Below are 11,101 nucleotides of genomic sequence, written 5' to 3'. Positions count from 1 at the left end.
GGCGGGGGAACGGGGGCGTTCATCGGGATCCTTCGGCAGGTGTCGCTGTGTCTCAGGCCGGATGGCACGGCGGCACAAAAACCCGGACGCGGACTTTTTGTCAACCAGAATGTTCTTTTTGAAGAACGATCCGGCGGAGAAGAGCGTTTCCCTGCCAGCCCTGCCGCGTCCGACGCCCGGGGCCCGCGACGTTCATTAAAAAACCGTGCATCCTCGGCGATCGCCCTTGCTCTCCGGGGGCCGCAAGGCCCAGGACGGCGGGGATCGCAGGAGTACGCGATGCGACGGCAACCCTTCGGACGCACCGGGCCCGCGGTGCCGGTGATCGGGCAGGGAACGTGGTACCTGGACGAAGGCGCGCCCACCGTGGCGGCGGCCGCCCTCAATCGCGGGCTCGATGTGGGGATGAGCCATGTCGACACCGCCGAGATGTATGGCGAGGCCGAACCGCTGATCGCCGAGGCGATCGGCGACCGGCGCGACGAGGTCTTCCTCGTCTCGAAGGTGCTGCCCGGCAACGCCTCGCGCCGCGGCACGATCGAGGCGTGCGAGCGCTCGCTCAAGCGCCTGCGCACCGACCGGCTCGATTGCTACCTGCTGCACTGGCGCGGTCCGCACCCGCTGGCGGAGACCTTCCGGGGCTTCGAGGACCTGGTCCGGGCGGGCAAGATCCTGTCCTGGGGCGTGAGCAACTTCGACGCCGACGACCTCGACGAAGCCTTGAGGATCGCGGGTCCCGACCGCATCGCCTGCAACCAGGTGCTCTACCATCTGGAGGAACGGGCGATCGAGCATGCGGTCCTGCCCTGGTGCCGCCGCCACGGCGTCGCGGTGGTGGCCTACAGCCCGTTCGGCCACGACAGCTTCCCGGGCCCCGCGACCCCGGGCGGGCGGGTGCTGGCCGAGATCGCGCAGGCCCACGACGCCACGCCGCGGCAGGTGGCCCTCGCGGCGCTCACCCGCGGCGAGGGCGTCCTGACGATTCCCAAGGCATCGAGCCCGGCCCACGCGGCCGAGAATGCCGGCGGCGGCGGCCTCGCCTTGAGCGCGGCGGAACTCGCCCGGATCGACGCCGCCTTCCCGCGCGGGCCGAAGCCGCGGCACTTGCCGATGCTCTGACTTGCCAATGCTCTGAGTTGCCGATGCTCTGACGGGTCCGTCAGGCCGCGCCGCGATCCGGCGCCGCGCAGGCGTGCAGGTTGTCGCGCAGGGCCAGGATCTCGTCGCGCAGGGCCACCAGCCGCTCCGCCGGCCGGCCGGAGGCGCAGACGATCTCGTCGGGAAACGGCCTCGCCTTCTCGCGCAGAGAGGCGCCGGCCTCGGTCAGGCTGATCCGCATCAGCCGCTCGTCGGCGGCGTCGCGGGCCCGGGTCACCAGGCCGGCCGCCTCCAGACGCTTGAGCAGCGGCGTCAGGGTGCCGGAATCAAGGTAGAGGCGCTGCCCGAGGGTCTTCATCGTCTGCCCGTCTTCCTCCCAGAGCAGGAGAAGCACGAGGTATTGCGGATAGGTCAGGCCGATCCGGTCGAGGAGGGGCTTGTAGATGCGGTTGAAGGCGTGCGCTGCCGAATAGACCGCGAAGCAGATCTGGTTGGCGAGGTGCAAAGGATCGGCGTCGCCGGACAGCTGGCCGGACTCCTGGCCGGATTCCTGGCCTGGCTCCTGGCCTGGCTCCTGGCCTGTGCTCTGGGCGACGGCCTCGCGGCGCGCGTCGATCTCGGACATGTCCCGCTCCTCAAAGGGGGCTCCGTCACGCGGGGCCTGGCCGCGGCTCCCGGAACGATCCGCGCCCGAGGCCGCCGTGACCATAGCCGCGGCGGCGAGCAAAAACAAATTGCGCGCAATTAGATTTCGATCTATGACCGTGCCGTGGCGTGCCGGGATGCCCCTATGTCCAGGATGCCCCCAAGACGCCCCGATCTTTGAGGAGAGCCCCGATGTCCGTCGACGTGAAGTACACCACCCAGGCCACGGCGAATGGCGGTCGCGACGGTCGCGCGCAGACCCCGGACGGCAGCCTCGACGTCAAGCTGTCGACCCCCAAGGAGCTCGGCGGCGCCGGCGGCCCCGGCAACAACCCCGAGCAGCTCTTCGCGGCCGGCTACGCCGCCTGCTTTCTCGGCGCGATGAAGTTCGTCGGCGGCCAGGAGAAGATCGCCGTCCCGGCCGACACCACCGTGACCGCGAAGGTCGGCATCGGCCCGCGCTCCGAGGGCGGCTTCGGCATCACCGCCGACCTGACGATCTCGCTGCCGGGCCTCGACAAGGCGACCGCCGAGACGCTGGTCGAGAAGGCCCACCAGGTGTGCCCGTACTCGAACGCCACCCGCGGCAACGTCGATGTCGGCCTGACCATCGCGTAATCCGGCAACGGGGCGGCCCGGCCGCCCCTGCTCCCGCGGTCGCGCGGGCGCCCCTCCCTGCCGGAGCGGGCGCCCTTGTCGTGCTCAGTCCGGCTGGCGCAGGCAGGCGGCGGCGAGCGCCAGGAAGGCGCGGGCCCGGTGCGAGAGGGCCTGGCCCGTCGCCCAGTCGATGCCGTGCTTCTCCTCGGAACTCAGCTCGCCGAAGGTGAGCGGGCTCTCGTCCGGCTTGAACATCGGGTCGTAGCCGAAGCCCTTGTCGCCGCGGGGTGGCCAGACCAGCTCGCCGAAGACCCGGCCCTCGAACAGCGCCTCGTGCCCGTCCGGCCAGGTCAGGACCAGGGCGGAGACGAAATGCGACCGGCGGTTGGTGGCGCCCCGGGCCGCGAGTTCGCGCTCGATGCGCGCCATCGCACCCGAAAAATCCTTCGAGCCGCCGGACCAGCGAGCCGAGAAAAGCCCGGGCGCCCCGTCGAGGGCCTCGACGCAGAGCCCCGAATCGTCCGCGAAGGCCGGCAGCCCGGTGGCGGCGGTCGCCGCCCGCGCCTTGATGGCGGCATTTTCGGCAAACATCGTGCCGGTCTCGTCGGGCTCCGGCAGGTTCAGCTCGCCGGCCGAGACCGCCTCGACGCCGAAGGGCGCCAGCAAGTCGCGCATCTCGCGCAGCTTGCCGGCATTGTGGGTCGCGATCACGACCCGCCCGGTGAGAAGGCGGGCCATCAGGCGATCGCCTGCTTCTGGAGCGCCACCAGATCGGCCACGCCCGCCTTGGCGAGGCGCAGGAGGCCGATGAACTCCTCCTCCGAGAACGGCTTCACCTCCGCCGTGCCCTGCACCTCGACGAGGCCGCCTGAGCCGGTGATGACGAAGTTGGCGTCGGTCTCGGCGCCGGAATCCTCGTCGTAGTCGAGGTCGAGGACGGGCGTGCCCTTGTGGATGCCGCAGGAGATCGCCGCGACATGGTCGCGCATCGGATCGACCGAGATGATCGAGCGGCCGCGCATCCAGGTGAAGCAGTCGTGGAGCGCCACCCAGGCGCCGGTGATCGCCGCCGTGCGGGTGCCGCCATCGGCCTGGAGCACGTCGCAATCGACCACGATCTGACGTTCGCCCACCGCCGGCAGGTTCACCACGGCGCGCAGCGAGCGGCCGATCAGGCGCTGGATCTCCTGGGTGCGGCCGGACGGCTTGCCGGCATTGACCTCGCGCCGGTTGCGGTCGTGGGTGGCCCGCGGCAGCATGCTGTACTCGGCGGTGATCCAGCCCTTGCCGGAGCCGCGCAGCCAGGACGGCCCGCGATCCTCCAGCGAGGCGGTGCACAGAACCTTGGTCTCCCCGAAGGTGACGAGGCACGAGCCCTCGGCGTAGCGCGAGACGCCCCGCTCCAGCGTGACCTTGCGCAGCTCGTCGGGGGCGCGCTTCGAGGGGCGCATGGGCAACTCCTTTGCAGGGCGCCGCGCTCGACGGCGCGACGCGGGATCGCGGGGTCGCGCGCTCTTAGGCGCTGCCGCCGGGGGCGGCAAGGGGAGCCGGGATCGGGAAGCCGGCGGGCCGGACGCGGCGAAGGGCCCGGGCGCGTGACGCCCGGACCCGATCGCCACCGGTTCGACCGGCGCCATACCGACGGTCGTCGACAACGACCGTTGGTCTCAGTCGTCGCCGTAGCCCCGGTGGTGATGGCCCCAGCCGTGGTGGTGGCCCCAGTGCCGGTGCGGGCGGTGGTGGCCCCAGCCGCAGTGATGGTGATGAGGGTGGTGATGCCCCCAGCCGTGGTGGTGCGGGTGCCGGTGAGGGTGGTGATGGTGGCCCCGACCGCCGTGATGGCCGCCCCAACCGTGGTGGTGGCCATACTGCACCTGGACCGGCCCGGCCGGGGATGCGCCGGCGGGACCCGGTGCGAAGGGGGCCGCCTGCACGCTGCCGCCCGCGACGAGGCCGCCTGCCACCAGGGCCGCCACCGCCAGCATCCGCCTGCCGGCCCGCATCGGGTTGAGCATCGTCAGCATGTTCGCCTCCGGTTCGTCTCGCCGCACCTCCGTGCGGCGGTCGAGGGGAAGAGTGGTGCACGCGGGCTGAATACGGACTGAGATCGCGAGCCGGCGTCCGTTCAGGCATCGTCCTGCCGCGCCCCCGGGGTTTCGCAGCCGCGCGGCGTCACGCCCGCTTGCGCCGGGCGCCCGGGCCCATCAGAGTAAGCGGCCGTATGGCTCCCGTTGGGTAGATGAACACGCGCGACCTTCCACCCCTGCCGGGCGGCTCCGGGCAGGCCCGTGCCCTGGCCGAGCTCAACGAGCGCTCGCGGGAAATCTTCCGCCAGATCGTCGAGAGCTATCTTGCCACCGGGGATCCGGTGGGATCGCGCAACCTCGCCCGCATCCTGCCGATGGCGCTCTCGCCGGCCTCGATCCGCAACGTGATGTCGGATCTCGAACAGGCCGGGCTGATCTACGCCCCCCATACCAGTGCCGGCCGCCTCCCCACCGAGCACGGCCTGCGCTTCTTCGTCGACGCGCTGCTCGAACTCGGCGATGTCGGCCAGGAGGAGCAGGGCCGGATCGAGGCGCAGATGCGCGCCGCCGCCTCGCGCCACACCTTCGAGAGCGCGCTCACCGAAGCCTCGATGCTGCTCTCGGGCATCTCGCGGGGGGCAGGCGTCGTCGTCACCGCCAAGCAGAATCCCCGGCTGCGCCACATCGAGTTCGTCCGCCTCGATCCCGGCCGCGCCCTGGTGGTGCTGGTCTCCGACGACGGCTCGGTGGAGAACCGCCTGCTCGACCTGCCGCACGGCCTGCCGGCGGGCGCGTTGCAGGAGGCGTCGAACTTCCTCAACGCCCGCATCCGCGGCCGGACGCTCGGCGAGGTGCGCGCCGAGATCGAGGCCGCCCGGGCGGCGATGAAGCAGGAACTCGACGAGATCACCGGGCGCCTGGTCGATGCCGGCCTCGCCCGCTCGGTCGGCCCGAGCGAGGAACGCCAGCTCATCGTGCGCGGCCAGGCCAACCTTCTCGACGACCTCCGGGCCGCCGAGGATCTCGAACGCATCCGCCTGCTCTTCAACGACCTGGAGAGCCAGAAGGACGTGATCGACCTCCTCTCCCGTGCCGAGGGCGGCGAGGGCGTGCGGATCTTCATCGGCTCGGAGAACAAGCTGTTTTCGCTCTCCGGCTCGTCGATGATCGCAGCCCCCTTCCGCGACGGCAGCCAGACCATCGTGGGCGTCGTCGGCGTCATCGGGCCGACCCGGCTCAACTATGCCCGCATCGTCCCGATGGTCGACTTCACCGCGCGCGTCGTGTCGCGGATGCTGGAGCGAGGGCGGGGCTGACGGCCGGCAAGCGCTTTCTGAAGGCAAGGGTTTTCTGAAGGCAGGGGTTTTCTGTCGCCAAGCGCTTTCCGATGTGGGGAACGCAGAAATCCTGCTTGTCCCCCGGATTCACAAGGGGGGCGGGCTCCGGCATGGTCCGGTGATGGTCCGTGATTCCCTTCAGGCGTGAGCGCCCCGTCCCGTCCCCTGCGCAGCCACCAGCGCAGCCTGTTCGAACTCGTGGCCGCGCTCGCCCGCGGCGAGGCGTCGGGCGTCGCCGACATCCTGGCGGCGGTGACGCCCGGCGGCGGCAAGTCGCTGCTGCCGGTGATCGCGGCCTCGCGGCTGATCGTGTCGGGCCTCGTCGATCGGGTGGTCTGGGTCGTGCCGCGCGATTCCCTGCGCCTCCAGGCGGAGGAAGCCTTCGCCGATCCGGCTTGGCGCTCGGCGTTGAATCATTCGCTGTCGGTGCGGGCCGCCGACAATTCGCCCGATCCGAGCCGGGGGCTCGCCGGCTACGTCACCACGTATCAGGCGGTGGCGGCGGCCCCCGCCCTGCACCTCGCCGAGATGCGCCGCCACCGCACTCTCCTGGTCGTCGACGAGGTGCACCACCTGCCGGCCCTGGCGGATGGCGAGACGGGCAGCGAGGCGGCGGCCTGGAGCAGCGCCCTGCTGCCGCTGTTCCAGGCGGCGCGGCTGCGGCTGCTTCTGTCCGGCACCCTGGAACGGGCGGATGGCCGGCGCATCCTGTGGCTGCCCTACCGCCAGCAAGCCGGCGCGCCAGTGCCGGACATCGACGCTCCGGGCTGGGCGGTGATCGGCTATTCGCGGGCCGAGGCGCTGGCCGAGAAGGCGGTGCTGCCGGTCAATTTCGGGGCGCTGGACGGCGAGGCGAGCTGGCTCGAAGGCGGGCGCACCTCCGGCCAGGCCCGGGTCGGCCCGCACCGGCTCTCGGGCCCCGGCCCGAGCGCGACGACGCGGCCGGCCCTGTTCACGGCGCTGCGCACCGGCTTTGCCCGCGACCTCCTGCGCGAGGCGTTCTTCGCCACCCGCCGCCTTCGGGCCGAGCGCCGGCGCCAGCGCGGCCTCGGGGCGACCGAGGCCGTGCGGGGCCTCGGCAAGCTCCTCGTCGTCGCGCCCGACCAGGCGAGCGCGCAGAGCTACCACGCCATGATCCAGGCGTGGATGCCGGAGGAGCAGGCCCGCCGCGACGTCCGCATCGCCACCTCGGCCGAGGCCGATGCCCATGCGGCCCTGGCGGCCTTCCGGCTCACCCCGGAGCCCGCCGTGCTGGTCACGGTGGCGATGGCCTATGAGGGGCTGGACGCCCCCGACGTCGCGGTGGTGGCGGCACTGACGCATATCCGCTCCCGGCCCTGGCTGGAGCAGATGATCGCCCGGGCGACCCGGGTCGATCCCCATGCCGGCGACTATGCCAACCAGCACGCCCTGGTCTTCCACCCCGACGACCCGCTCTTCGCGCAGTTCCGCGCCCGGATCGAGACCGAGCAGGCCACCGCGACGCGCCCGCGCAAGCGCCCCACCGGGGCGGCGTCGCCGGAGCCGCACCCGCTCGCCCGGGAGACCGACGAGGGCATCGTGCCGCTGGAGAGCAACGCGCTCGGCCTGCGCTACGCCATGCTGCGGCCCGGGCCCGCGGTGGCGCTGGCCCGACCCGAGGCGACCGAGGCGGCGCCGGTCCCGCCCTCGCGGATCGAGCGGGCCCTGCGCGCCCGGGTCGCCGCCATGGTGACGGCGCAGGCGGTGGAGGACGAGGCCGAGCTGCGCTCCGCCCCCGGCGCTCCCCTGCCCCACCGCTACAATGCGGTGCTCAAGCGGCTGTTCGGCAACAAGAGCCGAGCGGCGATGACGGTGGAGGAGCTGGAGGCGGCCCTCGCCTGGCTGGAGCGCAACCGGCTCCAGGATCACCTGCACCTGCTGGAGGGCGATTCGCGCTACGCCTGGAGCGTGCGGCGGCGCTGGGCCGGGATGGAGCGGCGGCCGGGGTAAGGCCACCCCGCCCTTGCGGGACCGTTCCGGCTCCCCATCTCGTCGGCTCGTGCCGCCGGAGGGAGCCCCGATGTTCGACGCCAAGCGCCTGCTCGACCAGTTCCTCGGCGGAGCGCCGAGAGGCGGCCCCTTCGGCCATCCCGGCCAGCAGGCGCCCTACGGCCACACGCCCTCCCCCCTCGAGCAAGTGGCCCGCTCCCTCGGCGGCGGGGGCGGCAAGGCGGCGATCCTCGGGGGCCTCGCCTCCCTGGTCCTGGGCGGGCGCCGCAGCCAAGGCAGCGTCGGATCGTCGGGCTTCGGCGCACCCGGCATGGGCTCGGGGATGGGCTCGGGGATGGGAGCCGGCATGGGCGGCTCCGCCGGCCGGCTCGGCGGGCTGGCCCTGATCGCCACCCTCGCCTACCAGGCTTATCAGAGCTGGCAGGCGAAGCAGGGCCCGCACGGATCCACCCCCGCCCGTGCCGGCGGCTTCATCCCCTCCGCCGACGAGGCCGCCCGGATGCTCGGGGGCACGCGCTTCGCCGCCGCCTCCCCGGCCGAGGAGCAGGACCGGGCCCGCGCCCTCCTGATCGCGATGATTACCGCCGCCAAGGCCGACGGCCACATCGATCCGGACGAGCAGCGCCGCATTTTCGGCGAGATGGACCGCCACGCTCTCGATGCCGACGACAAGGCGTTCCTGATGGACATCCTGCGTGCGCCGGTCGACGTCGAGGCGGTGGCCCGCCTCGCCGGCAACCCGGAGCAGGCGAGCGAGATCTACGCCGCCTCCGTGATGGCGATCAGCGTCGACACCCCGCAGGAGCGGGCCTACCTCGACCATCTCGCCCGGCGGCTCGGGCTCGATCCGGGGTTCGCGCGACACATCGAAGCCACGCTCACCTCGGTCTCATCGCAAAGATGAACACTTCGTTACGAGTGTTAACCATTCGCTAACCATCCGGCGCGCCTGATGGGCTGGTAACGAGTCGTAAAGACGTGACCAGCCAGACCCAAACCCGCCCGCCGATCCGCTTCCGTGGCCGCTCGTTCCTGGCGGTCGTGTTAGCCCCCGAGGCGCCGATCGAGGATTGGCTCGCCGACCTCGACGCCCTTGCCAGGCGCTCTCCGGCCTTCTTTGCCGGCCGCGCCGTGATCCTCGACGTGACGGCCCTGGCGCCGAGCCGGGACGCGCTCAAGGATCTGGTCGCCGCCCTCACCGAGCGCGAGATCCCCATCATGGGGATCGAGGGCGCCGGGTCGGGCTCGCTCGGTCCCGGCATGCCGCCGCCCATCCATGGCGGCCGGCCGTCCGGCGAGGTGGCGATGCCCGGCGAGACGCCGGCCGCCCCGATCGAGCGGGTGACGGGCGCGAAGTCGCTGATGCTCGAGAGCCCCGTCCGCTCCGGCCAGGCGATCCTCTTCCCCGAAGGCGACGTGACCGTGATGGGATCGGTGGCGTCCGGCGCCGAGGTGATCGCCGGCGGCTCGATCCACATCTACGGGGCCTTGCGGGGCCGCGCCATCGCGGGGGCCGCCGGCTCGCCGGGCGCCCGCATCTTCTGCCGCAAGTTCGAGCCCGAGTTGCTCGCGATCGACGGCCTCTATCGCATCGCCGACGACATCGATCCGACCCTGCGCGGCCGCGCCGTCCAGGTCTGGCTCGAAGGCGACGCGATGCGGACCGCCGCCCTCGACTGACAGGGGACGCGCCTCACGGCATTCCCGCCGCGCGAACGCCGCCCCGGCGGCACGACGGCGACCGGGAGTGTCGTGAGAGACGCACGAACCGCTCCGGAGGCTCCGCGGCACCGATCGGCGGACGGGGCGAGACCCAAGAAAACACAGGCAGCGGCCGCGCCGGCCGCGACTTCGGAACCGATCGATCAGGGGGACCCATGGCCAAAGTCATCGTGGTGACATCCGGCAAAGGAGGGGTGGGCAAGACCACCACGACGGCAGCCTTGGGTGCGGCCCTCGCCCGGACCGGGCAGAAGGTCTGCGTGGTCGACTTCGACGTCGGCCTGCGCAACCTCGACCTCATCATGGGCGCCGAGCGCCGGGTCGTGTACGATCTCATCAACGTCGTCCAGGGCGACGCCAAGCTCAACCAGGCGCTCATCCGCGACAAGCGCCTCGCCACGCTCTCGCTGCTGCCCGCCTCGCAGACCCGGGACAAGGACGCACTCACCGACGAGGGGGTCGCCCGCGTCATCGGCGAGCTGCGCGAAAAGTTCGACTGGGTGATCTGCGACAGCCCGGCCGGCATCGAGCGCGGCGCCACCCTCGCCATGCGCCATGCCGACATCGCCGTCGTCGTCACGAACCCCGAAGTCTCCTCGGTGCGTGATTCGGATCGTATCATCGGCCTGCTGGATTCCAAGACCGAACGGGCCGAAAAGGGTGAGCGGCTGGAGAAGCACCTGATCCTGACCCGCTACGACCCCGGCCGGGCCGAGCGCGGCGAGATGCTGAAGATCGACGACGTGCTGGAGATCCTGTCGATCCCGCTGCTGGCGGTGATCCCCGAGAGCGAGGAGGTGCTCAAAGCCTCGAATCTCGGCAGCCCGGTCACGCTGAACGCCCCGCAGAGCGCACCGGCCCGCGCCTATGCCGATGCGGTAAGGCGCCTGAAGGGCGAGACCGTGGCGATGACCGTGCCGGCCGAGAAGCGCTCGCTGCTGGGCAAGCTGTTCACCCGGAGGGCGGCATGAACCTGCTGAGCTTCCTGTCGCGGCGCGGGACGGCGCCGGTCGCGCGCGAGCGGCTTCAGATCCTGCTGGCGCATGAGCGCACCGCCTTCGGCCGCTCGGATCTCGTGGCGATCCTGCGCGAGGAGATCCTGGCGGTGATCGCCAAGCACGTCGCCATCGACCAGGACAAGGTGAAGGTGACGATGGAGCGGGGCGACGCCGTCTCGACCCTGGGCGTCGACATCGAGCTGCCCGAGAGCAAGGTCGCCCGGCTCGCCGGCGCCTGAAGCCCCCTGCCCGGTCGCCGACGGCGCCGGAGCGCGATATAGCCCGGGCCGGCGCGGGTTTCCCGTGCCGGAGCGGACGAGGTCGAGGTCATGCCGGACGCGCCCACCATCTACGCCAACACCCTGATGGCCTTGAGCCTGCGCCGGCCGGGCATCCTTCAGGTCACCCTCGGCACCGCCGGCTTCAGCGGCGAGGACATCGAGGTCGCCCTGCGTCTCGCCGTGCCCGAGGATACCGCGGTCGAGCTGGTCGAGGCCCTGGTCGAGGGGCTCCAGGCCGCCGCCGACGAGGACGATGACGAGGCGCCCGAGCCCTACGAGGCTTCGGTCGGCGACGTGGCGACCGCGGGGCTTCTCGCCACCACGCTCGCCACCGCCATGGGCGACGCCCTCGACCTCCTGGCGGCGCGCTCCTCGATCTCGGTCAGGCGCTCGAGGAAATCCGGGCGCGCCGCCAGGAGGTCGAG

At 71.9% G+C, this 11,101-nt stretch carries 13 protein-coding genes; 9 read left to right on the top strand and 4 right to left on the bottom strand.

The features are described from left to right. The first annotated feature begins 279 nt into the window (after positions 1–279). Positions 280–1,119, top strand: coding sequence for an aldo/keto reductase (locus VP06_RS30150; RefSeq protein ID WP_048467505.1), 840 nt, complete (start codon positions 280–282; stop codon positions 1,117–1,119). 40 nt (positions 1,120–1,159) lie between these two features. Here VP06_RS30150 and VP06_RS30145 read toward each other — a convergent pair whose 3' ends face one another. Next, positions 1,160–1,723 (bottom strand): MarR family winged helix-turn-helix transcriptional regulator, encoded by a 564-nt coding sequence (locus VP06_RS30145; RefSeq protein WP_082167704.1) that lies wholly within the window; start codon positions 1,721–1,723, stop codon positions 1,160–1,162. Positions 1,724–1,935: 212 nt separating this feature from the next. Here VP06_RS30145 and VP06_RS30140 point away from each other — a divergent pair, with 212 nt between their 5' ends. Further along, a complete protein-coding gene (locus tag VP06_RS30140) occupies positions 1,936–2,361 on the top strand; it encodes an organic hydroperoxide resistance protein (RefSeq protein WP_048467504.1) in 426 nt (141 codons plus the stop codon). 84 nt (positions 2,362–2,445) lie between these two features. Here the strand turns inward: VP06_RS30140 and rdgB are convergent, their stop codons facing one another. The 3 genes from rdgB to VP06_RS35580 all read right to left on the bottom strand — a co-directional run bounded on the left by rdgB (position 2,446) and on the right by VP06_RS35580 (position 4,364). Then, the gene (gene rdgB, locus VP06_RS30135) at positions 2,446–3,078 is read right to left on the bottom strand and encodes an RdgB/HAM1 family non-canonical purine NTP pyrophosphatase (RefSeq protein WP_048467503.1); all 633 of its coding nucleotides are present in this window, start codon (positions 3,076–3,078) and stop codon (positions 2,446–2,448) included. Then, positions 3,078–3,791 (bottom strand): ribonuclease PH, encoded by a 714-nt coding sequence (rph, locus tag VP06_RS30130; protein WP_048467502.1) that lies wholly within the window; start codon positions 3,789–3,791, stop codon positions 3,078–3,080. The genes rdgB and rph overlap by 1 nt, the downstream gene beginning before the upstream one ends. Positions 3,792–4,007: 216 nt before the next feature. Beyond that, on the bottom strand, positions 4,008–4,364 hold the full coding sequence (locus VP06_RS35580; RefSeq protein WP_245291372.1) for a hypothetical protein: 357 nt from the start codon (positions 4,362–4,364) through the stop codon (positions 4,008–4,010). 215 nt (positions 4,365–4,579) lie between these two features. Here VP06_RS35580 and hrcA point away from each other — a divergent pair, with 215 nt between their 5' ends. The 7 genes from hrcA to VP06_RS30090 form a co-directional block, all read left to right on the top strand. Further along, positions 4,580–5,683: a heat-inducible transcriptional repressor HrcA gene (hrcA, locus tag VP06_RS30120; protein ID WP_048467500.1), complete on the top strand. Its 1,104-nt coding sequence runs from the start codon at positions 4,580–4,582 to the stop codon at positions 5,681–5,683. 165 nt (positions 5,684–5,848) lie between these two features. Beyond that, a complete protein-coding gene (locus VP06_RS30115) occupies positions 5,849–7,675 on the top strand; it encodes a DEAD/DEAH box helicase (RefSeq protein WP_082167703.1) in 1,827 nt (608 codons plus the stop codon). A 70-nt stretch (positions 7,676–7,745) separates the two neighbouring features. Continuing rightward, positions 7,746–8,579, top strand: coding sequence for a tellurite resistance TerB family protein (locus VP06_RS30110; protein WP_048467499.1), 834 nt, complete (start codon positions 7,746–7,748; stop codon positions 8,577–8,579). A 74-nt stretch (positions 8,580–8,653) separates the two neighbouring features. Continuing rightward, on the top strand, positions 8,654–9,355 hold the full coding sequence (gene minC / locus VP06_RS30105; RefSeq protein ID WP_048467498.1) for a septum site-determining protein MinC: 702 nt from the start codon (positions 8,654–8,656) through the stop codon (positions 9,353–9,355). 197 nt (positions 9,356–9,552) lie between these two features. Continuing rightward, positions 9,553–10,368: a septum site-determining protein MinD gene (minD, locus tag VP06_RS30100; RefSeq protein ID WP_048467497.1), complete on the top strand. Its 816-nt coding sequence runs from the start codon at positions 9,553–9,555 to the stop codon at positions 10,366–10,368. Then, entirely contained in the window at positions 10,365–10,634 is a 270-nt protein-coding gene (gene minE, locus VP06_RS30095; RefSeq protein WP_048467496.1) for a cell division topological specificity factor MinE, read from the top strand. Before minD ends, minE begins: the two co-directional genes overlap by 4 nt. 90 nt (positions 10,635–10,724) lie before the next feature. Then, a partial coding sequence (locus VP06_RS30090) for a hypothetical protein (RefSeq protein ID WP_048467506.1) occupies positions 10,725–11,101 on the top strand: 377 nt, incomplete at its 3' end.

It is taken from the genome of Methylobacterium aquaticum, from assembly GCF_001043915.1.
GTDB classification, from domain to species: domain Bacteria; phylum Pseudomonadota; class Alphaproteobacteria; order Rhizobiales; family Beijerinckiaceae; genus Methylobacterium; species Methylobacterium aquaticum.
Note: the sequence above shows the minus strand (reverse complement) of the source record. Positions and strands in the feature narration are given on the sequence as shown.